This is a genomic window from Thalassobacter sp., assembly GCF_982993085.1.
In genome coordinates this window covers 1-24,272 of record NZ_CEZFMW010000053.1, presented here as the reverse complement: position 1 = coordinate 24,272, position 24,272 = coordinate 1, and the positions used below count along the sequence as shown (strand labels likewise).

The following is a 24,272-nucleotide window of genomic DNA, read 5'->3' as shown; positions in this document are numbered from 1 at the left end:
GAGAGAGCAATCAGGAGGGGGAGGAGTTTCATATGAATGACCTTTCGCGTGCAATCGTCGGTTTGTGGTACCGAGCATGAGATAAATACTGAACTGTTCAGTTCGTAATTGAGAAGTAAGCTGAACCGATCCGTTTAGCAATACGAAAGTGAACTCAATGGTTCACTTTTCCGCGCAAAGGGATGTGCGCTCTCACACAATCGCTTTTGCAATCAGCAAGCCTAGACGCCCCCCGCACACTGGGATAGCTCTCGGTTAATGTTGGACATATTCCTCAAAACGCTCCCCTTTTTTGGGATTATCGGCCTTGGCTACCTTGCAGGGCGGCGGGGCTTTTTCACGCCTGAGGCGACAGCATACCTGACGAAATTTGTGTTTTTCTTTGCGTTGTCCGCGATGCTGTTCAACTTTGCGGCCAACCTGTCGCTGTCGGATATCTTTGATCCTGGGTTTGTAGGTGCGTACCTGTGGGGGTGTGGCGTCGTTTACCTGTTGGCCACGGCAGTTGCGTTTTGGCGGGGGTTATCCGTAGCCGAGGCTGCGATTGAGGCGCAGGTGGCGATCATTGGGAATGTCGGTTTCCTCGGCATCCCCATGCTTGTTCTGCTCTTGGGCGAGGCCGCAGCAGGCCCGATGTTGATGGTGTTGGCCACTGATCTGATCGTGTTTTCTTCGTTGATCGTGATCTTGATCACTGGGTCGCGCGATGGCCGCATGTCGCTGGGTGTGTTCAAAACCGTGGGCCTTGGGCTTTTGAAGAACCCAATGATTGTATCAATCGTGTTGGGGTTGATGTGGTCCTATTCGGGCCGAGAGCTTTATGCCCCGGTGAATGAATTCCTGTCCTTGTTGGGAGCGGCTGCCACACCCGGCGCGTTATTTGCCATCGGTGCATCACTGGCGGGCAAGTCGGCAGAACGCATTGAGGTCGCGGCTTGGCTGAGCTTTTGCAAACTAGTGCTGCACCCACTGTCCGTCGCATTGGCCGCCCTTGTGTTGTTCCCGGTCGAACCCTTTGCCGCCGTTGTGATGATCTCCGCCTCTGCGCTGCCGGTTGCGGGCAACGTTTATATGTTGGCGCAGTATTACAACGTGGCACCGGCCCGGGTATCAGCGGCGATTTTGGTCACAACGGCTGTATCCATCGTGACTGTTTCGCTTGTGATCGGCTGGCTCAGCCCGCTGTCCTGACGCTATTCCGCCGCAATGGGCTGCTTGGTTTTGGACGTTTTGCCAATGCCGGGGTTGAACGTATTGGTGGGGTCCAAGATTTCATAATGCTCTTTCAACGCGGGCTCCGCTTCATACAGGTGTCCGACGTTGTGTTCCGCAGGGTATTTTGCGCCACGCTCTGACAGCAATTCCAGCATCGCAGCCTTGATCGTTTTGGGGTCGCCGTGCGCTTTGACGACGTAGTCTTGATGGAACACGTGGCAAAGGAAATGCCCGTAATAGAGCCTGTGGCTCAGATGTTGGTTTATCTCTTCGGGCAGTTCTTCAAACCACGTCTCGTCATTCCGACGCAGGGCAATATCCAGTGCAAGGATATCCTCTACCGGGCCGGGATGTACTGCGGCATAGCGGGCCGCGGCGCCTGCTGCGGCGAACCGGTGCAGCAGCGCCTTTTTGCCCTCTGCTTCGGTGCATTTGCGATAGGTACCTTCCTGTGCAAACACCCGCTCTAGGATGGCCTCAGCCTCTGCAATGCCGGGTCCTTCGACCTTGAGGATCAGGTAGTGATCATACTTCTGGCGCATATCGCGCATGAACTTAGGCAGGTGCGACGGGAACAGCGCAAAGGCGAATTGCATCAACCAATCGCTGACGTTGTTTGGCACAAACGGTAGCCGATTGCCGATTGCATCCACTCGCCCCTTCATCGCGAACAATTGTGGCAGGCGGTCGGTGCCCAGCCACTCGATCATGCGGAATGTGTCTCGCCCGTGGCTTTCGGCGATGTCGTAGATGTCTTTGTGCATGTATTCCGCGAGCACGGGCAGGTCGCTCATCTCCGTCAGGAGGGCGCGGCGTAGATTGGTCAGGCGCGCGGTTTCATTCGTACCAATATAAAACACCTGCGTGGCGTCTGCGGTGGGGAAAGTGTCGAGCCGCACAGCAAACACCGCGATCTTACCCGCGCATCCAGATGCCTCATGCAGGCGCCGCGGATCGGCGTTGTAGCGGGCGGGGGTGTCGGCATCGACTTCGCGGACGCGCGTGGCATATTCCCGATCCGAGGCCAGCTTTTGGGGGCGCTGCACATCGCGCCAATTGCCTGTCTCTGCGTTGTTCAGGATTTCTTCGGGCGTATCGCCAAGGTCGATGCCGAGGTTGTTCACCAGATGCAGTGTGCCATCTGCAGTGCGCTGGGCATAAAGTGCAAGCTCGGTGTAGGCAGGGCCGCGTTTTACCAACGCACCGCCTGAATTGTTGCAAATGCCACCGATCACAGACGCCCCCAGACAGGACGATCCGATCTCCGAATGTGGCACACGGCCCAGCGGCTTGAGCGTGTTTTCTAGTGTGAAAAGCGTGGCGCCCGGCAGGGCTACGACCTGTTCCGCGCCGGGCAAGACGTGAATGGTGTCTAGCGCGAGGGTGCTGATAATCACCACATCACGGTCATAGGTGCCGTTCGGGGTCGAGCCTTCGGTCAAGCCGGTGTTGGCCGCCTGCATGATGACGATCGTATCGGCGTCTACGCATGCTTCGATGACCTGCCATTTTTCAAACAACGTTTGAGGCAGGCAAACTGCCAGCGCGTCTCCCCCGCCGGATCGAAAGCCTTGGCGATACCGTTCCGTCGCGGAGGGGCTAGTCAACACACGCTTCGTGCCAAGGATTTCGGTCAAACGGGCGATTAGATTTGCGGGCATGGGGTTTGGTGTCCTTTGGTTGATTGAATTTACCAAGGCACGGCGAGCGGACGGATGTGACAGATCGCGCAAGACCTTGTGCTGCGTGTCTCGACATCAAACCGCCTATGAAACGGGCGATAATTACGGGTTGGTTGCCTAGTGCGCTTTAGAAATGCTGCATTGCAGCATTGGTTAATGATTTTCTAATCGTTCTATGAAAGGTTCATTGCCGGGAGGTTTTTGATCACGGGCCCACCGTCGGAAGAACACTTGGGCCCAATGAAAGGAACCTGAGTATGTGTTTAACGACAGAAGCCCTCGCGGTTTTTTTGAACCTAATTATTGCAAGCAGCGGTATGACGATGAGCGAAGACCGTATTATTATTCATGCCACCGACCGAGATACGCATTGGGTTCTGGCCGAAGGGGAATGGTGCACGATGGCCCCACAATTCGACCGATTTGAACGGGTGGCGACATTGCGCCAAAGGGCCAAATAGCAAAAGGCCCCAGCGTTTGCCGGGGCCTCTCGATTTATCTGAGGACAGCTAGACCGCGATCTTGCCGCCACCTGCTTTGGTGACCACCACGACCGAGGGACGGGGCGGCATGTTTGGCTCAAAATCGGGCCAGCGTGTGGCCGGGTCCTCAAAGGTCGAGTCGCGCTCAAAGCCCGCCAGATCCTTAGTGCCGTCTGTTCCGGGGTGCTGCACCGCGAGGAACAGGGTTTCAGAGTTGTCAGCAAAGTAGGGGCCGCACAGCTCTCCGCCCACGGGGCAGCGGAAAAACAGCTTTGAGTGACCGCGCAGGTCGCCCTCGGTCTCCAAGGAATACAGACCGTCCGATTTCCCGGTACGCCCCCAGCCAGAGCCTTGGTCTGTCGAAATCCAAAGCCGTCCGCTGTCATCAAACGCGCAGTTGTCGGGCGATGAGAACCAGCCGTTTTCGCTTGTCTCGGGGTTCCAGCGTGCGCCAACATCGGCAATCGTCGGGTCACCGCACAGAACGACGATATCCCATTTGCCTTTGGTGGCCGAGTGGTTTTCGCCGTCTTCCTTGATCTCGATGATGTGGCCAAAGTTGCTTTGCGGACGTGGGTTGGCGGCATCCACCTGCTCGGGCTTGCGGCGCGAGTTGTTGGTGAGCATCAGGTACGCGGTCCCGTTGGGGCCGGGCTGCGCATCCTCGGGGCGGTCCATCGGAGTGGCCCCCAGCGCGTCTGCCGCCATGCGGGTGTCGATCGCGATGTCAGCTTGGCTGTCGAACCCATTTTCCGCTGTGAGCGGGCCTTGGCCATGGACCAACGGCAGCCAGTCAACCACGCCATCTGCGTTAAAGCGCGCGACGTACAGCGTGCCTTCGGACAAGAGTGTGGACCCAAAGTGGCTGTTGTCGGATGTCACAGTCTCAGCCGATACCCATTTGTATTGGTAATCAAACCGGTTGTCGTCGCCCGAATAGATCACCAACTTGCCGTCTGCCGCGACAATGGCTTCGGCGCCTTCGTGGCGGAACCGACCCAAGGCCGTGTGTTTGATGGGCATCGCATCAGGATTCAGGGGGTCAACTTCAACGATATAGCCAAAGCGGTTCGGCTCATTGGGCTCTTTGTCGATGTTGAAACGGTCATGGTACTGGCCCCATGCGTACCAACGCCCCGGCACGCCGTAGCGTTTCATGCTGCCGGCCTCTGGCTGGGCTGAAATGTCGACCTTGCCTTCGCTGTCCACGACATCCGACCAGAAATAGCCGTGAAAGTTTTCTTCGGCCATTAGGTAGGTGCCCCATGGCGTCATGCCGCCGGCGCAGTTGTTGATGGTGCCCAAGACGGTCATGCCGGCAGGGTCGGCAGAGGTGCGCAGACGCGGGTTGCCTGCAGCGGGGCCATCAAAGGTCATCGGGGTGTTGGCCGTGATCCGACGGTTGGCGGGGTTGTTGCGGTTCACTGACCAAGCGCCATCTGCGGATTTGACGATTTCAAACACAGAACCACCGTGGGCAGCCATTTCGATGTCTACCAGATCACGGGTCATCCCCTTGAAGCCGTCCCGGTCCTGACGGCCAAGGCCGGGGAACATGACTTCTTCGTTGGTGTATTCGTGGTTTACGCACAACATACCGCGGCCGGGCTCGATTTCGGCGAAACCGACGTAATCGTTGTTGTAGCCAAACTGCTGAGACTGCGCTGCGGCTGTCTGGTTCATCACGTCAAATTCAGGGGCATCCGCAGTAATCGGGTCGCCCCAGCGTACCAGCACATCGGCGTTATAGCCTTCTGCGATGTGGTGGGCTTCGTCGTTGCCCCATTTCAGCTCATCAAAAATGTAGCGGCTGTCGGCGGCGGTGCTGGCATTGGCGGACGTGGGCGCCACAAGGGCAGAGGTCCCGAATAGGGCGGTTGTCGCAGACACACCGAGCGCCCCGCGCAACACGTCGCGACGGCCATAGCGCGTGTTGATCACATCGCCGATGGTCGTGGACAGGTTGGGGTTGGTTGGAATGTCGTCAAAGGCTTCGAAGGCTTCGGCTTTATTACCGAATTCATCAGAGTGGATGATCTCGTCACGAGGAGACATGGCAGCGTCCTTCTGCTGGAATAACTGCGCACCGAAATGGCTACGCAAATGCATCGTTAACTATACCGTGTGACGAAAATGATACGTTGGCGTAACAGTTCTATGACGGATTTCACCCAAAGGGATTCCGGCGCAAATTCGCCTAGAATGCGCGGGATTTCGGCTCGTATCCCGTGGGTAAATCCTTATGTGTAGAGCATGACTATCAAAGCAATTGCCGTACTCGGCCTGACACTCGCGTTCTTCATCTCTCCGGTTTTTGTGCCGTTTGATGGGTTCAATCCCACCCTCTATCCAATTCCGCAGTTTACGCCGCCGGTTCTGCCTGCGGGTTATGCGTTTTCGCTTTGGGGTATCATTTACCTGTGGCTGTTGGTGATGGCCGCTGTCGGGCTGTGGCGGTTCCGTGAGGACCCTACGTGGGACGCAACGCGCCCCGGCTTCATCCTCAGCATGATTGCAGGTGTGCCGTGGCTGGCCGTCGCAGAGGTTTCGCCGGTTTGGGCGACGGTTATGATTTACGTAATGCTGATAGGCGCGCTTTGGGCGTTGATCCGGGCGCCGCGCCGGGATGCATGGATGCTCGCGGGGCCATTGGGTCTGTATGCGGGTTGGCTAACGGCGGCCTCCAGTGTGGCGCTAGGCCTAACCGGTGCGGGCTGGGGCGTTGGCGGGTTGAGCGATGTTGTCTGGGGGCTGATTGCCCTGTGTGTCGCGCTCAGCTTTGCGGTTATCGTTCTGTGGAAACGGTCGAGCTTGACCTACGGCGCGGCAGTGGTCTGGGCATTGGTCGCGATCATGGTGCGCAATGATTTTGGCGGGCAGGTCGCGATGCTGGCAGGCGTCGGTGTTGTTGTTGTCGCTGGCGCAACGCTGTGGTTCCGGGGGCGTCGCCCTGTCCTAGAAACCCGCTAAACGCAAAAGGCCCCGGCGTTTCCACCGGGGCCTTCATTCAAAAACGCGGGGGGGTTTAGCCCTCTGCGGCTTCTTCTTTTACTTCTTCTAAGCCAGTTTCCTGGTTCACCATTTTCATGGCGAGCCGGACTTTGCCGCGATCGTCAAAGCCGAGCAGCTTGACCCAAACTTCTTGGCCCTCTTTGAGGACGTCCGAAGGGTGGTTCAGGCGACGGTTTTCGATTTGGCTGACGTGCACAAGGCCGTCACGCTTGCCAAAGAAGTTCACAAAGGCGCCGAAGTCGACGATTTTGACGACTTTACCTTTGTAGACTTTGCCTTCCTCAGGTTCTGCGACGATCGAGTGGATCATGTCGTAGGCTTTTTGGATGGCTTCGGCATTCGGCGAGGCGATCTTGATGATGCCGTCGTCGTTGATGTCGACTTTCGCGCCTGAGACTTCCACGATTTCGCGGATGACTTTACCACCCGAGCCGATCACTTCACGGATCTTGTCGGTTGGAACCTGCATCGTTTCGATGCGGGGGGCGTGCACAGAGAATTCCTGCGCGCCGGTCAGTGCCTTGGCCATTTCGCCGAGGATGTGGATACGGCCTGCTTTGGCTTGCTCCAGAGCTTTTTCCATGATTGCGGGCGTGATGCCTGCCACCTTGATGTCCATCTGAAGCGACGTGATACCTTCTTCGGTACCTGCCACTTTGAAGTCCATGTCGCCGAGGTGATCCTCATCGCCAAGGATGTCGGTGAGAACCGCGTAGTCACCGTCTTCTTCGAGCACGAGACCCATGGCTACACCAGCAACCGCTGCTTTGAGCGGCACACCAGCGTCCATCATTGCCAAGGAGCCACCACATACGGACGCCATGGAGGACGAGCCGTTGGATTCGGTGATCTCAGAGACCAGACGTACGGTGTACGGGAAGTCGGTTGCGGCGGGCAGAACGGCCTGAAGGGCGCGCCATGCGAGTTTACCGTGACCGATTTCACGACGACCGGGAGGGCCGAAACGCCCAACTTCACCAACCGAGTAGGGAGGGAAGTTGTAGTGCAGCAGGAAGTTCGATTTGAAGTTGCCGTGCAGCGCGTCGATGAATTGCTCATCGTCGCCGGTGCCGAGCGTCGTCACAACCAGACCTTGTGTTTCACCACGTGTGAACAGCGCGGAGCCGTGTGTCCGGGGCAGGATACCTGTCTCGGAAACGATCGGACGCACGGTATCAAGGGCACGCCCATCGATACGCTTGCCGTTTTTGACCACGTCGCCGCGCAGAACAGCCGATTCCAGCTTTTTCAGTGCAGTGCCGAGGTTTTCGTCAGCCAGCTGCTCTTCGGTGAGGGCAGCTTTGATCGCGTCTTTTGCAGCGGCAACAGCGGCGGTGCGCTCTTGCTTGTCGGTGATCGCGTATGCGGCGCGCATTTGCTCTTCGCCAGCGGCTTTTACGGCGGCCAACAGGTCGGCGTAGTCAGGCGCTTGGAAGTTGAAGGGCTCTTTTGCGGCATCTTCGGCCAGATCAACGATCAGGTCGATGACAGGCTGCATTTGTTCGTGACCGAACTTAACAGCACCCAGCATTTCGGCTTCCGACAGCTCATAGGCTTCGGATTCGACCATCATCACGGCGTCTTTGGTGCCGGCGACAACCAGATCGAGACGCTGCTCGTGGTTGTTGCGCAGGTCCTGCATGTCATCCACGGCTGGGTTCAGCACGTATTCGCCATCGACGAAACCAACGCGTGCACCAGCGATCGGGCCCATGAATGGCGCGCCAGAGATCGTCAAAGCAGCGGAAGCTGCGATCATGGCAACCACGTCTGGGTCGTTTTCAAGATCGTGGGACAGAACGGTACAAATCACCAGAACTTCGTTTTTGAAGCCGTCCACGAATAGTGGGCGGATCGGACGGTCGATCAGACGCGAGGTCAGTGTTTCTTTCTCGGTGGGGCGGGCCTCACGCTTAAAGAAACCGCCGGGGATTTTGCCCGCAGCGTAGTATTTTTCATTGTAGTGCACAGTCAGGGGGAAGAAGTCCTGCCCGGGCTTTTGCGCCTTTGCAAAGGTGACGGCGGCCATGACGGACGTCTCACCGTAGGTGGCGATTACGCAGCCGTCTGCTTGGCGCGCAACTTTACCTGTTTCCAGAGTAAGGGTGTCATGACCCCACTCGATTTCTTTTTTAACAACGTTGAACATTCATCGTTTCCTATGAGGGAGCACTCCCGGGCCTTCCCGGGTCTCCCGTGGCTTGGCGGCCCCATTGCCGCCGACCCCAATCCTTTTGCACAACGCCGGGGTCTGCTGCGTTACGTCTCAGATGGTGCGCGCATACAGTGTTTGGTGTCGTTTGGGAAGGGTCTTGCTGGCGGGTGAGTTTTGGGTGCGCGCGACCAATTGGTTCAAGTTGATTTGAGTCAAAGCAATCGGAGGCAGAGTCGTCAGGCTAGGGGCTGCCCGTGCGGTGAATGGCCCGGGCGCAGCAAACATCCCGGAGGAAACATGAGCAACACACCCCACGAACTGGCCGAGGAATTCCCTGAAAGCGCGGATCATATGAGCATGCTCAAACAGTCGGACGCCCATTTTGCGAAGTTGTTTGAGGATTATCACGAGGTGAACCGCGCCGTGCACCGAGCCGAAACAAATATTGAGCCGACCTCTGACGAGCATATGAATATGCTGCGCAAGCAACGCATGGCGTTAAAGGATCAGATTGCGCAGTACTTGAGCTGACGATCTGCGCTTAAACGGCTCTGCACAACGAAAAACGCTCGCACCAAGATGCGAGCGTTTTGTTTTAGCTATCGAAGCGACTTAGCGGCGGATGCCGAGACGCTTGATGATGTCTTGGTAGCGCGCTTCGTCTTTGCCACGTGTGTAGTCAAGAAGCTTACGGCGCAGAGCAACCATCTTCAGCAGGCCGCGACGGCCGTGGTTGTCTTTTTTGTGTGTTTTGAAGTGCTCGGTGAGCGTTGTGATCCGCGAGGTCAGGATTGCAATCTGCACTTCGGGCGAACCGGTGTCGCCTTCTTTGGTTGCGAATTCTTTGATCAGGCGGTTTTTTTCTTCAACTGTGATCGACATCGGGGTCTCCTATGGTTTGAGTGAATGGCACAAGCCGGGATGTCGTCCAGCAGGGCCCTTGGAGAAGTGAGGGCAGTTAGGACGATTCCACATCCGATGCAACCCATTGCGCGAAGCCGAGGCCGTGACCTTTGTGCGAAAATGCACGGGTGGTGCGTTTTGGCGGCGATGGCGCTACGGCTTCCTTACATCATATGGTTAACAAATTCCCTATGACCCCACAGTCAGAAAGAGGTGACACAGATGAGTTGGAACCCGACCCAAAGCCCCGAATGCCCAAACGCCGCCGGCGCGTTGGAAACGCTGATCATCCCCCGCGCACGCGATATCGGCGGTTTTGATGTCCGTCGGGCGCTGCCATCGCCCAAGCGGCAGATGGTCGGGCCGTTCATCTTCTTCGACCAGATGGGACCTGCTGAATTTATCACCGATGGTGGGATCGACGTGCGTCCGCATCCGCACATTGGCCTCGGGACCGTAACGTATCTGTATCAGGGAGAGTTCGAGCATCGCGATAGCATTGGTACCCATCAGATGATCTATCCCGGTGAGGTGAACTGGATGACTGCGGGCCGGGGCGTCACCCACTCGGAGCGCACATCCGAGGAAACACGCGCCAAGCGTAACAAACTGTTTGGAATTCAGACATGGATCGCTTTGCCAGAGGACAAAGAGGACATCGCCCCCGATTTTGAGCACCACAAAGAGATGGCGTTGCCGGTGATCACGGATACCGGTGTGACCGCGCGCTTGATCCTTGGGGATGCTTATGGCGAAACCAGCCCCGTCACGATGCATTCTGAGACGTTTTACGCCGATGTTGTATTGGCTGCGGGCGCGTCATTCCCCCTGCCGGACAACCATGAAGATCGCGGTATCTATGTGACCGAGGGCAGTATTGAGGTCGCGGGTGATACATTTCCGGCGGGCCGGATGATGGTGTTCCGCCCCGGTGATTCCATTTCCGCCAAAGCGGGGCCGCAGGGCGCGCGGTTGATGGTGTTGGGTGGGGCGACGATGAATGAAAAGCGCTACATTTGGTGGAATTTCGTGTCGTCCTCAAAGGACAAAATCGAAGAAGCCAAAGAGGCGTGGATGGCGGCCGATTGGGAAAACGGCCCGTTTCAGCTGCCCCCCGGCGACGATGCTGAACATATCCCGATCACGCCTGAGTATGCGCGCACCACGCCCAAGGATTAGAAATTATGCGGGGTGCCACGGCTCTGGCTGGGTTGTGTAGCTGATGTAAAGCGGGTGCTTCGGATGCCCCGCTTTGCTAAGGCCAAGGTGCAGCAGGGGCACGCCGGTTGGCCGCAGTAGGGTCTCAACCGCCAGCCCGCGCCCCATGTGCGCGCCATGTGTGCCCCATGCGCAAACCACCTGATTGGCCCAATCCGCTGCTTCTAGAATAGCGGTGTCATTGCCAGCCCCGATGGGGTCAGCGGCGGCCCGCATGTCGCGCGGATCCGTGGCGCGAAGGGCAAAGATGTTTGTGACCCGAAACGCGCCAAATCCCAAGGCCCGGGCGCGGCGTTCGCAGCGTTCTACCGTGGGGTCGTTTTGCACCTCTGTCGCGGTGGAGGGGTTGAGCATCAGGAAATTCACCCGCGCGCCGCCGGCGTCCCATGTGCGGGTCAATGCGTAGCGGTATGTTTCACAATCGGAATAGGTCGCCACAGAGGGGGCGTCGTCTTTGATATGTGTGCGTGTGATCATGCGGGTGGCATATACGAACGGCCACCCCCGAGGAAAGGGGTGGCCACGTGTTGGTGTGGTTAGGCGTGGGCGGGTTCTTCGGCCTCTCGCTCCAGTACCCATGCAGCGACGAGCGCGAACAGGATATGCCCCCACAGCGCGACCCAAGTGATACCAGTGAAGCCAAGGAACGGTTTTAGTCCGGCCACGAGATGCGCCATGCCGTACAGGGCAAAAACCCACAGCCCGATACCGTAGCCTATGGCAACGCCGCTCCAATGCAGGTTTGGCAGGAGTTTCTCAGCAACAGGACGCGCGACAAGCAAATAGCCCAGTGGATAGGCCAGTAGTCCCGTCATGATATGCAGCGCATCAGCGGCGCCTTTGGGTGCACTGCCAAAAACCGCGTTAAGCGTGCCATTGGCAAGGCCGACGGGGGCAAGCTTCGCAAAGCCGAAAAGGGGCGAAAGACCTTGGCCAAACAGGTCAAACGCGATGGTCGCAAGCGCACCTGCGGTGAGGATTTGAAAGAAAGAGCGGTTCATTGTGCAGTCCTAAGGATAATGGGCCGTGCGGTGCGTATGATGTGTGTGTGACGCACGGTCCGTTGATACGATTGCGCTTAGGATGCCGATAAAACGCGCACCGCGACACCCGCCTCACGGCGAGGTGTAAGCGCGTTCCTATCGCCGTGATTGGCTGTAACAATTCTCGGGTGTTTTTGGGGATGGCGTGTCGCAATTGGCATGTCCGCCACCCCAAATGTTTCAGCTTTGGAAAGTCTGAAACACCTTGGAGGGGTGTAATTCACCGCTCCGATAGGTTCCGATGGCAACGGCTTTGCCATCCAGCGCGGCCCATGCTTCTTCGCCGTAGTCCACGTCAGAAGAAAAGACCATTCCTGGGTTGCCGTTGCGCATCTTGGCTGCGCCGTCCGCGGCGCAAGGCAGCATAGGCAAATCCTCAAGGCCCAATTCCAAGGGTTGGATATGGGTGTCCAGTTCGGGCGTCTGCGCCAAAGCATCGACTTGGTCGAAAGGCAGCGCGGCTTCGGTCTCAAACGGACCAGACCATGTCCGGCGCAGCCATGCGACATGCCCCAAGCAGCCCAAATCCGCACCGAGATCGCGCGCGATTGATCGGACGTAGCCACCCTTGCCGCAAACCATCTCAAGTAGGACAGTGTCGGGGCCAGTCCGCTCAATCAGATCAAGACTATCGACCCAAAGGGGGCGTGCGGCCAGTTCCATCACCTCACCCTCTCGGGCGATGTCATAGGCGCGTTCTCCGTCGACCTTAACTGCGGAAAACTGTGGCGGGACCTGCATGATATCGCCACGATACGCGGCAAGGGCTGCTTCGATTTCAGCGTCGGTGGGGCGGGCGTCGGACGTTTCAATGATGTCGCCGCTTGCGTCGTCCGTCGTTGTGGACGCGCCCAAACGCACCTCAAACCGGTAGCATTTCAGTGCATCGGTAATGTAGGGCACGGTTTTTGTCGCCTCACCTAAGGCCACGGCTAATACGCCCGTCGCATCAGGGTCCAACGTCCCAGCATGACCCGCCTTTTGGGCGCCCAACGCCCAGCGGACCTTGTTGACCACAGCCGTGGAGGTCACGCCCGCAGGCTTGTCCACAACCAGCCATCCGTGCACTGCGCGACCCTTGCGTTTGCGTCCCATGTGTTCTGATCCGTCCTGAAAGATGAAGGCCGCGTGCTACTGTGCCCACGGCGAGGCGTCAATCCGCGATCACGGCGACGATCGGACCCAGAGGCAGGCCAAAGTCATTGCGCCCCACCGCCGGAGCATACAGCCGCGAGATACGACCATCGAAATATAACGCATTCGGAAGGCCTAGTGTATCGCGGAAAAGTGTTCCGAATTCGTGAAAGGTGACCGCTTCATCCGAGATGGCAAAAACCACGCGCTTTCCATCGGCCGAGGTCCCCACCCCGTTGCGAATGTTGCGTGACGTGCTGTCGGGCAAAAACCGTGGGTGCAATGCGCCGTCAATCACCAGCATTGGCCCCGATTGCGTGGCGTCGGTGCAGGCGGGTGGCTTGGCGGCAAATGTGCGGCTTTCGATGATATCAGAACGACCCTCGCGCAGACAAAAGACACCGTTGGGCAGCAGGCCAAAGTTACCCGGCCCGGCGCGGGTCACAATCGGCGCTTCTTGAACGCCGTCCTCTATGTAGAGGCCAACGGGGCGGCGATCATCGTGATACATGCCCGCGTTCATCGCCATGACAACGGTGCCGTCAACACGGGATTTCACAGATGAGAACGCCCCCAGTATATCGCCCGCATCATCGCGTAGAAACAACTCGATCCGCTCATTCGATGCGACTTCACACACGGTAAAGCGCGCATCCCGGTGCGTGATCTGCTCGCAGGCCACTGCGGGCGCGGCCAACAAGCAAAGAAGTGCAATAGCCGCGCGCAGTATCATTCGGTGTCGGGGTCTTGCGGAGCATCCAGCTTGAGGTCTTGGGCCACGTGGTCGCTGGCCAAAAGCCGTTTGGTTTCGTCCATTTTGTCGAATGTCTCATCGATCAAAAAGCGAATCTCGGGTGAGTGTTTGATGGTCAGACCCTTGGACACGGCCCGGCGAATTTCACCCTTGTTCCGCTTGAGCGCTTCAATTGCGGCGGTCTTGTTGTCACCACCCAAGGGCAGGACATAGGCCGTTGCGATCCGCAGGTCGCCGGATACACGGACCTCGGATACGGTGATCGACAGCGCGTTCAGGTCGGGGTCATGCAGGTCACCGCGCAGCAGCAGTTCCGACATGGTGCGTCGGATCAATTCGCCGACACGTAGCTGGCGTTGCGAGGGTCCGGCCCCGTCAGAGAATGTCGACTTGCCCATGGCGCGCCCCTTGGTTGTTTCGCCTCAGATAGGCCCGCAAGCGCAAGGGCGCAAGCAACCCGTTGCCTTTGGGCTGAGGATTGCGCATCAACGGGGCTCAATTCTCAGGAGGCACAAACATGGTCCAATCACAGTCGCAGACGCCAGGTATCGTTGTGATGGGTGGCTCGGGTCGTATGGGGCGGATGCTCATCGACGTTGTGCAAGCGTCCCCCGATTGCCGCCTTGTGGGCGTGACGGAACGTCCGGGCCACGAATGGGCGGGCCGCGACTTGGGCGCGTGTCTGGGGGGCGCGGATATTGGTGTTCCGGTAACGGATGATCCCATCGAGGTGGTCGCCAACGCGCAAGCCGTGATTGATTTTACCACGCCTGCCGCGACCCTCGCGATGTCCGAGCTGACCGCGCAGGCCCGCGCCGTGCATGTAATCGGGACCACGGGTTTATCGCATGAGGATATCGCAGCCCTCGGCCCCGCTTCGCGCCACGCCACGATTGTGCGCGCTGGCAACATGAGCCTTGGGGTTAACCTGTTGACCCAAGTGGTGAAACAGGTCGCCGCTGCGTTGGACGCCGACTACGACATTGAGGTGATCGAAGGTCATCACCGTCACAAAGTTGATGCGCCGTCGGGCACCGCGCTTATGCTGGGTGAGGCGGCCGCCGAAGGGCGCGGCGTTGCACTTGCGGATGTGGCGGATCGGGGCCGGGACGGCATTACCGGTGCACGGGAACGTGGGGCCATCGGTTTTCATGCCATCCGTGGGGGGGACATCGTAGGAGAGCATGATGTCCTTTTCGCCGCCGAGGGAGAGCGTTTGACCCTACGCCATGTCGCCAGCGACCGTTCGGTTTTTGCCCGTGGGGCACTGAAGGCCGCCCTTTGGGGGCAGAACAAAGGCCCCGGTGCATATGACATGCTCGACGTCTTGGGCCTGAAATAAATCCAAATGTCACAATTGCGCGTATAACCTGCATCACCAAGGAGTGATGTTATGGTTAAACGTTGGACGGTTTTGGCGGCCCTTGGGGTGGCCACGCTGATGTTGCCGGTGACGGCGCATGCATTTGAGAAAATAGATTCGCGGACGGATTTCGTCTCATTGATCGATGGCAAGGCGCTGACGCGTTTTGGGATCAAGCTGGATGTCACCGGGCAGGGAGAAATTCTTGGCCGAGGCTTCGGACGTGACGTCAAAGGCGCTTGGCAATGGCAGGGCAATTACTTTTGCCGATCGCTTTATTGGGGCACCTATGATCTTGGGTACAACTGCCAAGAGGTCAGGGTGAATGGCGATACGTTGCGGTTTACGTCGGATCAGGGGGCGGGTGATTTCGCCGACCTGAAGCTGCGTTAAGCACGATCAAAAATCGATCGCGATGCCCTTCTTCTCCCAGTCGCCATAGCGCACGGGTTCTGGTCCGTTGCGTCCACCCAATTCCGTGGGCATCTCATCGGCGGCTTGTGCGGCTTTACGTGCATCTGCCTCTTCAAGTGCGCGGCGCGCGACTTCGGGCAGCTTGGCGCGACGCTCAGCTTCTGTTTCCCGTGGGGTATCGGGATCAACTTCGGGCGGGGTGGGTGTTGTATCAGCCATGCCCTTTGATATACGCGTGACTTCCGCAGACTCAAGAGAAAGCGCCATGTCCGTAACGCCCATCGCCTCAGGTCAGGACGCCCGCAATGGCGCGCTCAGGCTGCTTCACGCTGTTCTTATCGAAAAACGGATGCTCACCGAAGCGCAATCCGACTTGTCGATGTATGGGGCCGATGCCGCGCGCGCCGGTCGATTGGCGGGGTTGGTGTTGCGCCACCTCAGCCGTATTGACGCGTTGTTGCGTCCACATCTCAAACGCGCCCCTGCGCTTCGAACGCAGGCTATCCTGCGGTTGGCTGTGGCGGAATTGATGCTCGACGATGCCGCCCCACACGGTGTGGTTGATAGCGCCGTGTCCCTTGCGGGGGCTGTGCCCAAAACGGCGAAACAGGCGGGCCTAGTGAATGCCGTTCTGCGCAAAGTGGCACAGGACCGCGCTGGGTGGGACGCGTTGCCCAGTGCAACCTTGCCGCCGTGGCTGCGTAAACCCATCGCCAAGGCCTATGGTCGTGACCGGCTTGAAGCGATTGAGGCCGCGCATTTGGCCCAAGTGCCGCTGGATCTGACGATGAAAGCTGCGATGCCAGAGGGGTTGCCCGGCACCGATTTGCCCACTTGTTCCCGCCGCATCGAAAGTGCGCAGGTCACCGCCCTTCCGGGGTTTGAGACCGGCGATTGGTGGGTTCAGGATGCCGCCGCCGCAACGCCCGTGCGCACATTGGGTGACATTTCGGGGCTGCGGGTGTTGGACCTGTGTGCGGCCCCCGGCGGCAAAACCATGCAATTGGTGGCTGCGGGTGCGAACGTGACCGCGCTTGATATCTCTGAGGGGCGCGTGCGACGTCTGCGTGACAACCTTGCACGGACCGGTCTGGCTGCGGATGTCATCATCGCCGATGTGATGGAGTGGGAGCCCGAGGCACCCTTTGATGTGGTTGTTCTCGATGCGCCCTGTTCGGCGACGGGCACCATTCGTCGCCACCCGGACCTGCCGCATTTGCGGAAACCCGCCGAGATTGAGACGCTGACCCAGCTGCAATATCAGATGCTTGATCGGGCGCTGGGCTTTGTCGCGCCAGAGGGGCGTTTGTTGTATTGCACGTGCTCGCTTCTGCCCGTGGAGGGAGAATTCCAAGTCAAAGCAGCGCTTAAGCGCCACGCAGATTGGAGCGCGCTACCGCTGGATCCCACAGTCCTTGGCCTGCCGGAACAAGCCCAAAGCCCCCATGGCCTGCGGCTTTTGCCTGATCTTTGGGCAGAGCAGGGCGGCATGGACGGCTTTTACATCTCGGTGCTGCGTCGCGACAGGTGACAGGTTGCGCGTCAGCCCCTAGGGTTGCTGCAAAACAAGACTGAGCAGACGCGCCATGGTGGCTTCTTCCACCTTATATCTTCGTTGGCCCGGACCGGGTGCAGCCCGCAGATTGCGGGTTTTGCTCGCGCATCCGGGTCGAGGCGCGCGCGCCTTTGTGAGCCACCCACAGCCTCAGGCCATCGGGTCCTATCCCAAGGGGCGTCAGATCATGGCGGGCAACCTGCTGTTTGCAGGCGCATTGGTCGAGCACCCTGCATCTGCATCGGTTTGGGCTGTTGATCCCCCGTCTGGTGCTTTTGCAAATGCTCTGCACAGCTTTGAGTGGCTTGAGGATATCGCAGCCATTGGTGACACCGCCGCGCGTGAGACAGCGCAGGCTTGGACGCTCGACTGGATCGCGCGGTTTGGCACCGGCAAGGGACCGGGCTGGACCCCTTCGGTGACGGGGCGGCGGTTGGTGCGTTTGATCACGCACGCGCCAATGCTGCTGATGCATATGCCGTCGAAATCGCAGGCGGCCTTGTTTCACAGCCTATCTCGGCAAACGATGTTTTTGCGGCATGAATGGCTGCGTGGTCCCCAAGGGTTGCCTCGGATCGAGGCGTTGACCGGATTGATATATGCGGGTCTCACGCTTGAGGGGTATGAGTCAATCCGTGAGGCCGCTGTTCAGGCGTTGGCGCGCACCGTCGCGGCCAGTGTGACGTCGGATGGTGGCGTTGCATCGCGTAATCCAGATGAACTGCTTGAGGTGTTTACGTTGCTTGGGTGGGTTCGATCCGCCCTGAGCGAAGGGGGCAAGGAGCCGGTGTTTGAGATAGAGGCCGCCCTGCAACGGATCGCACCCACCTTGCGCGCATTGCGGCATGTGAATGGCCAGTTGGCGCGGTTTCACGGCGGCAGTGGTGGTGCGCCGGGGCAGTTGGACAAAGCGCTGGTGCTATCCGACATCCGCACACCTGCGGCTAAGGTTCAGGCAATGGGGTACGACACGCTGCACCACGGCCGCACGACTGTCATTGTAGATGCGGCAGCCCCGCCTGTGGGTGATGCTTCGGGTGCGGCACACGCCAGCACGCTCGCGTTTGAATTGAACTCCGACGGGCATGGCGTGATCGTGAATTGTGGGGCAGGCTTCGGGTTTGGTGTGCATTGGGCGCGGGCGTGCCGCGCCACAGCGAGCCATTCGACCATTGCGCTGGACAAGTATTCCTCATCGCGCATCGGGCCTGAGGTGATTGGCCCTGAAGGGCCGATCGCACCGCTGGTTCAGACCCCACAAAAGGTCATTGCCCAAAAATCCGAAAGCCGCAAAATGACGACCCTCATCATGAGCCATGATGGATATGTGCGCGGCCATGGGTTAACCCACTTGAGGCGCCTTGCGCTCAGTTTAGATGGGCGCACACTAACGGCTGAGGATAGCCTGCGCGCCCTGTCTCGGGCGGATAAGGCGCAGTTTGACCGTGTCATAGACGCCACCGGATTTGAGGGCATCGGGCTAAGCCTGCGGTTTCATCTGCATCCGGATGCAGAGGCAGAGGTGGATTTGGGCGGACGCGCCGTATCGATCCAGTTGCCTAACGCAGAGGTCTGGATTTTCCGCCCCGGTGAAGGTCGATTTGCCAGCCTTGCCCCCTCCGTGTATCTGGACCCGGCGCGATTAAAGCCACGCGCGACAAAACAGATCGTTTTATCCGAGCGACTGGTGAAGTATGCCGCCACCATTGACTGGACCCTGACCAAGGCGCAAGACGCACATGTGTCGCCCTAAGCCTAGGGCAAATCATCGCCGGGGCCGCCTGACCAAAGACCCAAGAGGACACCTCCTATGACCAATCTCGTGCCACTGCGCCGCGCGCTTATCTCCGTTTCCGACAAGTCCGGCCTGCTGGACCTTGCACGTGCATTGCACGCGCGCGGCGTTGAATTGCTGTCCACTGGGGGGTCGGCCAAGACTATCAGGGATGCAGGTATCGCGGTGCGGGACGTGGCAGACGTGACAGGCTTTCCTGAAATGATGGACGGCCGGGTCAAGACGCTGCACCCCAAGGTGCATGGCGGCCTTCTGGCGCTGCGCGACAACCCTGAGCATACGGCAGCCATGGCTGAGCACGACATTGGGGCCATCGACCTGCTGGTCGTGAACCTTTACCCGTTTGAGGCCGCTCTAGCGCGCGGCGCTGACTACGGCGAAATGATCGAAAACATTGATATCGGCGGCCCCGCCATGATCCGCGCTGCCGCAAAAAACCACGGCTTTGTCACAACGATTGTTGATGTTGAGGATTACAGCGCCCTTTTGGCAGAGCTGGACGCCCAAGATGGTCAAACCAGCCTTGCCTTCCGCCAGCGGCATGCGCAAATCGCCTATGCCCGCACAGGTGCCTATGATGCTGCCGTCTCAACTTGGATGGCCAGCGCCATCGGCGAGGAAACGCCCCGCCGCGTCGTTGTCGCCGGTGAGTTGACGCAAAGCCTGCGCTACGGCGAAAACCCGCACCAGCAGGCTGCGTTCTATGTAGATGGGTCTGCGCGCACTGGCGTGGCGACCGCCCAACAGCATCAGGGCAAAGAGCTGAGCTATAACAACATCAACGATACCGATGCGGCGTTTGAGTTGGTCGCAGAATTCGACCCTGCTGATGGCCCCGCCTGCGCGATCATCAAACACGCCAACCCCTGTGGCGTGGCGCGCGGTGCAACATTGGCCGAGGCCTACAGTAACGCGTTTGATTGTGACCGGACATCCGCGTTTGGCGGTATCATCGCGCTGAACCAGCCACTGGACGGTGCCACGGCTGAATTAATTGGCGGCATCTTTACCGAAGTGATCATTGCACCCGGTGCCGACGCGGATGCGCGTGAAATCTTGGGCAAAAAGAAAAACCTGCGCCTGTTGACCACGGATGGTCTGCCCAACCCACGCACTGCGCTGCGCAGCTACCGTCAGGTTGCGGGCGGTATGTTGGTGCAAGACAAGGATGCGGGCCACATTGGGCTTGATGACCTTAAGGTCGTGACCAAGAGGGCGCCTTCGGATGCGGAATTAGCTGACCTGCTGTTCGCATGGAAAGTCGCCAAACACGTCAAGTCCAATGCAATCGTGTACGTCAAAGACAAGGCGACCGTAGGTGTTGGCGCAGGCCAGATGAGCCGCGTAGACAGCGCGCTTATCGCGGCCAAAAAGGCTGAGCGTATGGCTGAAGCACTTTCATTGCCGCAACCTCTGACCATTGGGTCGGCTGTGGCATCGGATGCGTTCTTCCCGTTTGCTGATGGCCTGCTAGAGGCCGCCGCCGCCGGTGCCACAAGCGTCATCCAACCGGGTGGTTCCATGCGCGACGATGAAGTCATCGCCGCCGCCGATGAAGCCGGTCTTGCGATGGTGTTCACTGGCATGCGTCACTTCCGGCACTAGGGTCTAACTCATGCGATTGATCCTTATATGGGCCACCGTGGCCTTTGTCATCGATCAGATGTCCAAGGTCGTTGTGGTTCATATGCTGGACCTCAAGAGCCGGTTGGCGCTGGACGTGATCCCACCGTTGTTGAATTTCCGCATGGGGTGGAACCGGGGCGTTAACTTTGGGTTGTTCGCCCAAGACAGTGACGTGACCCGTTGGGTGCTGATTGCGTTGGCGCTGGGCATCTCGGGGTGGTTGGTCCATTGGGCGCGCCGCCTGCCGCGGCCGATCGCGCGGGTATCGGCAGGCATGATTGTGGGCGGTGCATTGGCTAATGCACTGGACCGGGTGATCTATGGTGCCGTCGCGGACTTTCTCAACATGTCCTGCTGCGGCATTCAGAACCCTTTTACCTTTAACATCGCCGATATCTTTATCTTTGCCGGTGCCTTCGGCTTGGTGTTCTTCTCGGATGAGACGAAAAAGCCCGCGTGACGGCGTCTGTTCTTTGCGGTAAACGGTGTCACGAGCAGCAGGAAAGTCTTGGACCAATGGGAAAACTTCGGGTCAGCCTAATCAGCCTTGCCGCCCTTGTGGCGTTGTCAGCCTGTGGGGACCGTGACGCGGCGCCCAACCTGATGAACCTGCGCAACACAGATAGAACACCGGACGAGTTTTCGATCCTGCCAACGACGCCCCTGCTACAGCCTGAAACTTTTGCCGAACTGCCAGTTCCAACGCCCGGTGGCGTTAATCGCACTGATCCCAACCCTAAAGCCGACGCTGTGGCCGTACTGGGTGGCCGTGTGGATGCGGGCGTTGCGGGTGACCGTGGGTTGATCGCGACCGTAACCCGCTACGGTGTGGGGTCCAACATTCGCACCACCCTCGCCGCCGAGGATGAGGCATTTCGCCGGGCCAATGACGGTCTGCCGCTGGAGCGTTTGTTTAACGTAAATGTCTATTACAAATCCTATCGACCACAGTCGCTCGATCAATACCGTGAACTGCAACGCCTGCGAGATGCAGGTGTTCGGACACCGGCCGCCCCTCCTGATCCTGCCCTGCTAGAGCAGTAGCTGCCTCCTCACGAGGTCGTCAGGAGTGGTCGCTGTCCGTTGACTTCACGGTGTCGGTGCCCATTTCCTATGCAATAGCCCTGACCTTCGGAGGCCCTATGCGCCGCTTTGCTCTCGCTACCCTCGCATGTTTCGCGTTCACTGCCGCCGCACAGGCGCAAACCGCTGATCGCGTGACGACCTTTACCCTTGATAACGGTCTGGAGGCGGTCGTGATTGAGGATAACCGCGCCCCGGTCGTTGTTCATATGATGTGGTACAAGGTTGGCTCTGCGGATGAAACGTCCGGAAAATCCGGTATCGCGCACTTCCTTGAGCATCTGATGTTCAAAGGCACCGAAACGATGGAACCGGGTGAGTTCAGCCGCGTGGTTGCTGCCAACGGCGGTTCTGACAACGCGTTTACCAGCTATGACTATACTGCGTACTTTCAGCGCGTGGCGTCGGACCGGCTAGAGCTAATGATGCGTATGGAAGCGGACCGGATGCGTAATCTGGTGCTGGACGACGAGGACATGCTGACTGAGCGGGATGTTGTGGTCGAAGAACGCGCCCAACGCACCGACAGTAATCCTGGCGCTTTGTTCAGCGAGCAACGCCGTGCGGCTCAGTTTCTGAACCACCCCTATGGCCGTCCAATTATCGGGTGGCGCGATGAGGTGGCCGCTTTGACGCTTCAAGATGCGCTTGATTTTTATGCCCTACATTACGCTCCTAACAATGCGGTGTTGGTGGTGGCGGGTGACGTGGATCCCGATGAGGTCCGTGCACTGGCCACGCAATATTACGGGCGCTTGCCGCCGTCCGAAAACTTGCCGCCGCGGGCGCGCCCGGCGGAGCCTGAGCATTTGTCCGCCCGCCACATGGAAATGGTCGATGATCGTGTTTCCAACCCCTATGTGATCCGCACGTGGCTTGCGCCCGAACGGGACGCTGGTGCGCAGCAGGATGCGGCGGCCTATACTCTTTTGGCCGCGCTGCTGGGGGGCAATTCCGCAACTTCTCATATGGGAAACCTGCTGGAGCAGACCGAGAAATCCGCTCTGTACACAGAGGCGTTTTACAGTGGCATGTCGCTGGACGACACGACGTTTGGTATGCTGGTCGTACCCGTCCCGGGCCGGACGCTAGAGCAGGCCGAGGCAGATATGGAACGCGCGCTTGAAACCTTTATCGAGGAAGGGATCGATAGCGCCAAGCTTGAGCGGCTCAAGGCGCAGGTGCGGGCCTCTGAGATCTATGGTCAGGACAGCTTGCAGGGGCGTGCGCGCAGTTATGGCGCGGCTTTGACCTCGGGGCTTACGGTCGAGGATGTGCAAATGTGGCCCGCCACGCTTGAGGCTGTTACCGAAGATCAAATCCTCAAAGCAGCCAAATCTCTGCTGGATCTGAACACATCCGTCACGGGTTACCTGACCAACCCATCCGCTGAGGAGGCTACGCAATGATGCTCCGTTTCGCCCTGATGATCGCCGTATTGATGCCGTTCGGCGCACGCGCTGCTGTTGAAATCCAGGAGGTCACCTCACCCGGTGGGATCATCGCGTGGTTGGTCGAGGAACCCTCGATCCCCTTCGTGGCGATGGACATCCGGTTCAAAGGCGGCAGTTCGCTTGACCCCGAAGGTAAGCGCGGCGCGACTTACATGATGATGGGCCTTTTAGAAGAGGGGGCAGGTGACCGCGACGCCCGCGCCTTTACCGAAGCGACTGAGTCCGTTGCGGCGAATTTCGGCTTTGATACCTTTCGTGACAGCGTCCAGATTGAAGCTCAGTTCTTGACGGAAAACCGTGAGGAAAGCCTCGCCTTGTTGCGCGATGCGATCAAGTTTCCCCGTTTTGACCAAGACGCCATCGATCGGGTGCGAACGCAGATTGTATCGATCATTGAGGGCAATGAGACCGACCCAAACGACATTGCAGGTACTACGCTGGCGGCGCTTAGTTATCCGGGGCACCCCTATGCGACTGGGCAAGAGGGTACCATTGAAAGCGTGAATGCCCTGACGCGTGCAGATTTGATAACCGCGCATAAGGCACTCTTTGCGCGGGATCGGGTCTATATCGGCGTGACGGGCGATATTTCTGCGGCAGAGCTTGGGCCGTTGTTGGATACGTTGCTGGGTGATTTGCCTGCGGCTGGCGCGCCGATGCCTGTTGAGGCAGAGCTTGCGCTCGAGGGTGGGCAGACGATCGTTGACTACCGCTCACCGCAGTCGGTGGTTCTGTTTGGCCACGCCGGGGTGGATCGTGACGACCCCGACTTTTTCCCAGCCTTTGTGGCAAACCATATCCTTGGCGGCGGCGGGTTTGAATCGCGCCTAATGGTTAACGTACGGGAACGGCGTGGGCTGACCTATGGGATTAGCTCGTTCCTTGCCTCGCGCGATTATGGGAACCAGTGGTTGGGGCAGTTTTCGACCTCAAACGAAAACGTCGGACCTGCTATCGATTTGATCCAGTCCATCTGGGATGACATGGCAGAAAATGGCGTCACCCCAGAGGAGTTGGATGCCGCGCAAACCTATCTCACTGGGGCCTATCCGTTACGGTTTGATGGTAACGGGCGGATCGCGGGTATTCTTGCTGGAATGCAGGCGCAGGGGCTGAGCGCGGATTACATCGAGACCCGCAATGATCAGGTGAACGCCGTCACACTAGAAGATATCCAGCGCGTTGCAGCAGAGCATCTGGTTGTTGAAGATTTACATTTTGTCATCGTTGGGCAGCCGCAAGGCTTCAACTAACCTACTGGCAGAATCGGGCGCGAACATGCTACTTCTAGCGGTATGAACGCGCCCGACCGCAATATATCCCTTCCAACGATCCGTCAGCTTGATGAAAGCGCGGTCAACCGCATCGCCGCAGGCGAGGTGAT

At 58.7% G+C, this 24,272-nt stretch carries 24 protein-coding genes; 14 read left to right on the top strand and 10 right to left on the bottom strand.

Annotated features, from left to right (window positions below; translation table 11 throughout):
* The first annotated feature begins 258 nt into the window (after positions 1 to 258).
* Entirely contained in the window at positions 259 to 1,191 is a 933-nt protein-coding gene (locus tag AC4GMC_RS09985) for an AEC family transporter (RefSeq protein ID WP_058123480.1), read from the top strand.
* Positions 1,192 to 1,193: 2 nt separating this feature from the next.
* Here the strand turns inward: AC4GMC_RS09985 and dld are convergent, their stop codons facing one another.
* A complete protein-coding gene (dld, locus tag AC4GMC_RS09980) occupies positions 1,194 to 2,876 on the bottom strand; it encodes a D-lactate dehydrogenase (RefSeq protein ID WP_487876930.1) in 1,683 nt (560 codons plus the stop codon).
* A gap of 278 nt (positions 2,877 to 3,154) precedes the next feature.
* Between dld and AC4GMC_RS09975 the strand changes: the two genes are divergently transcribed.
* Positions 3,155 to 3,358 (top strand): hypothetical protein, encoded by a 204-nt coding sequence (locus tag AC4GMC_RS09975; protein ID WP_487876929.1) that lies wholly within the window; start codon positions 3,155 to 3,157, stop codon positions 3,356 to 3,358.
* Between the two features lie 48 nt (positions 3,359 to 3,406).
* On the opposite strand, the gene AC4GMC_RS09970 is transcribed toward AC4GMC_RS09975, so the two are convergent.
* Positions 3,407 to 5,434 carry a PhoX family protein gene (locus AC4GMC_RS09970; protein WP_487876939.1) on the bottom strand — a complete coding sequence of 676 codons (2,028 nt, stop codon included), beginning with the start codon at positions 5,432 to 5,434 and terminating at the stop codon, positions 3,407 to 3,409.
* 198 nt (positions 5,435 to 5,632) lie between these two features.
* On the opposite strand from AC4GMC_RS09970, the gene AC4GMC_RS09965 reads away from it, so the two are divergent.
* On the top strand, positions 5,633 to 6,349 hold the full coding sequence (locus AC4GMC_RS09965; protein WP_487878420.1) for a TspO-related membrane protein: 717 nt from the start codon (positions 5,633 to 5,635) through the stop codon (positions 6,347 to 6,349).
* Between the two features lie 55 nt (positions 6,350 to 6,404).
* Here the strand turns inward: AC4GMC_RS09965 and pnp are convergent, their stop codons facing one another.
* Positions 6,405 to 8,540: a polyribonucleotide nucleotidyltransferase gene (gene pnp, locus AC4GMC_RS09960; protein ID WP_487878419.1), complete on the bottom strand. Its 2,136-nt coding sequence runs from the start codon at positions 8,538 to 8,540 to the stop codon at positions 6,405 to 6,407.
* A 303-nt stretch (positions 8,541 to 8,843) separates the two neighbouring features.
* Between pnp and AC4GMC_RS09955 the strand changes: the two genes are divergently transcribed.
* On the top strand, positions 8,844 to 9,077 hold the full coding sequence (locus AC4GMC_RS09955; protein ID WP_487878418.1) for an HP1242/YdcH family protein: 234 nt from the start codon (positions 8,844 to 8,846) through the stop codon (positions 9,075 to 9,077).
* A gap of 81 nt (positions 9,078 to 9,158) precedes the next feature.
* Here AC4GMC_RS09955 and rpsO read toward each other — a convergent pair whose 3' ends face one another.
* Complete coding sequence (gene rpsO, locus AC4GMC_RS09950; RefSeq protein WP_487878417.1) at positions 9,159 to 9,428, bottom strand: 30S ribosomal protein S15; 270 nt, start codon at positions 9,426 to 9,428, stop codon at positions 9,159 to 9,161.
* Positions 9,429 to 9,671: 243 nt separating this feature from the next.
* On the opposite strand from rpsO, the gene AC4GMC_RS09945 reads away from it, so the two are divergent.
* Entirely contained in the window at positions 9,672 to 10,628 is a 957-nt protein-coding gene (locus AC4GMC_RS09945; protein ID WP_487877542.1) for a pirin family protein, read from the top strand.
* Positions 10,629 to 10,631: 3 nt separating this feature from the next.
* Here AC4GMC_RS09945 and AC4GMC_RS09940 read toward each other — a convergent pair whose 3' ends face one another.
* From AC4GMC_RS09940 to rbfA, 5 genes are all read right to left on the bottom strand, one after another.
* Positions 10,632 to 11,144, bottom strand: coding sequence for a DUF1643 domain-containing protein (locus AC4GMC_RS09940; RefSeq protein WP_487877541.1), 513 nt, complete (start codon positions 11,142 to 11,144; stop codon positions 10,632 to 10,634).
* Positions 11,145 to 11,203: 59 nt separating this feature from the next.
* Positions 11,204 to 11,668: a hypothetical protein gene (locus tag AC4GMC_RS09935; protein ID WP_487877540.1), complete on the bottom strand. Its 465-nt coding sequence runs from the start codon at positions 11,666 to 11,668 to the stop codon at positions 11,204 to 11,206.
* Positions 11,669 to 11,890: 222 nt separating this feature from the next.
* The gene (gene truB, locus AC4GMC_RS09930) at positions 11,891 to 12,805 is read right to left on the bottom strand and encodes a tRNA pseudouridine(55) synthase TruB (RefSeq protein ID WP_487877539.1); all 915 of its coding nucleotides are present in this window, start codon (positions 12,803 to 12,805) and stop codon (positions 11,891 to 11,893) included.
* 58 nt (positions 12,806 to 12,863) lie between these two features.
* Entirely contained in the window at positions 12,864 to 13,577 is a 714-nt protein-coding gene (locus AC4GMC_RS09925; RefSeq protein WP_487877538.1) for a phosphodiester glycosidase family protein, read from the bottom strand.
* A complete protein-coding gene (gene rbfA / locus AC4GMC_RS09920; RefSeq protein ID WP_487877537.1) occupies positions 13,574 to 13,996 on the bottom strand; it encodes a 30S ribosome-binding factor RbfA in 423 nt (140 codons plus the stop codon). Before rbfA ends, AC4GMC_RS09925 begins: the two co-directional genes overlap by 4 nt.
* A 119-nt stretch (positions 13,997 to 14,115) precedes the next feature.
* On the opposite strand from rbfA, the gene dapB reads away from it, so the two are divergent.
* Positions 14,116 to 14,940: a 4-hydroxy-tetrahydrodipicolinate reductase gene (gene dapB / locus AC4GMC_RS09915; protein WP_487877536.1), complete on the top strand. Its 825-nt coding sequence runs from the start codon at positions 14,116 to 14,118 to the stop codon at positions 14,938 to 14,940.
* Positions 14,941 to 14,991: 51 nt separating this feature from the next.
* The gene (locus AC4GMC_RS09910) at positions 14,992 to 15,354 is read left to right on the top strand and encodes a dihydrodipicolinate reductase (RefSeq protein ID WP_487877535.1); all 363 of its coding nucleotides are present in this window, start codon (positions 14,992 to 14,994) and stop codon (positions 15,352 to 15,354) included.
* A 6-nt stretch (positions 15,355 to 15,360) separates the two neighbouring features.
* Here the strand turns inward: AC4GMC_RS09910 and AC4GMC_RS09905 are convergent, their stop codons facing one another.
* On the bottom strand, positions 15,361 to 15,594 hold the full coding sequence (locus AC4GMC_RS09905) for a DUF1674 domain-containing protein (protein WP_487877534.1): 234 nt from the start codon (positions 15,592 to 15,594) through the stop codon (positions 15,361 to 15,363).
* A 46-nt stretch (positions 15,595 to 15,640) separates the two neighbouring features.
* On the opposite strand from AC4GMC_RS09905, the gene AC4GMC_RS09900 reads away from it, so the two are divergent.
* The 7 genes from AC4GMC_RS09900 (at position 15,641) to AC4GMC_RS09870 (ending at position 24,141) form a co-directional block, all read left to right on the top strand.
* Positions 15,641 to 16,906: an RsmB/NOP family class I SAM-dependent RNA methyltransferase gene (locus tag AC4GMC_RS09900; RefSeq protein WP_487877533.1), complete on the top strand. Its 1,266-nt coding sequence runs from the start codon at positions 15,641 to 15,643 to the stop codon at positions 16,904 to 16,906.
* Between the two features lie 157 nt (positions 16,907 to 17,063).
* Positions 17,064 to 18,683 carry a heparinase II/III family protein gene (locus tag AC4GMC_RS09895; protein WP_487880166.1) on the top strand — a complete coding sequence of 540 codons (1,620 nt, stop codon included), beginning with the start codon at positions 17,064 to 17,066 and terminating at the stop codon, positions 18,681 to 18,683.
* Positions 18,684 to 18,740: 57 nt separating this feature from the next.
* Positions 18,741 to 20,330 (top strand): bifunctional phosphoribosylaminoimidazolecarboxamide formyltransferase/IMP cyclohydrolase, encoded by a 1,590-nt coding sequence (gene purH / locus AC4GMC_RS09890; RefSeq protein ID WP_487879397.1) that lies wholly within the window; start codon positions 18,741 to 18,743, stop codon positions 20,328 to 20,330.
* A gap of 10 nt (positions 20,331 to 20,340) precedes the next feature.
* Positions 20,341 to 20,811, top strand: coding sequence for a signal peptidase II (lspA, locus tag AC4GMC_RS09885; RefSeq protein ID WP_487878221.1), 471 nt, complete (start codon positions 20,341 to 20,343; stop codon positions 20,809 to 20,811).
* Positions 20,812 to 20,867: 56 nt separating this feature from the next.
* Positions 20,868 to 21,395: a DUF3035 domain-containing protein gene (locus tag AC4GMC_RS09880; RefSeq protein ID WP_487878222.1), complete on the top strand. Its 528-nt coding sequence runs from the start codon at positions 20,868 to 20,870 to the stop codon at positions 21,393 to 21,395.
* A 98-nt stretch (positions 21,396 to 21,493) separates the two neighbouring features.
* Positions 21,494 to 22,843 (top strand): M16 family metallopeptidase, encoded by a 1,350-nt coding sequence (locus AC4GMC_RS09875; RefSeq protein WP_487878223.1) that lies wholly within the window; start codon positions 21,494 to 21,496, stop codon positions 22,841 to 22,843.
* On the top strand, positions 22,840 to 24,141 hold the full coding sequence (locus tag AC4GMC_RS09870) for a M16 family metallopeptidase (RefSeq protein ID WP_487878224.1): 1,302 nt from the start codon (positions 22,840 to 22,842) through the stop codon (positions 24,139 to 24,141). The genes AC4GMC_RS09875 and AC4GMC_RS09870 overlap by 4 nt, the downstream gene beginning before the upstream one ends.
* Positions 24,142 to 24,272 lie beyond the last annotated feature (131 nt).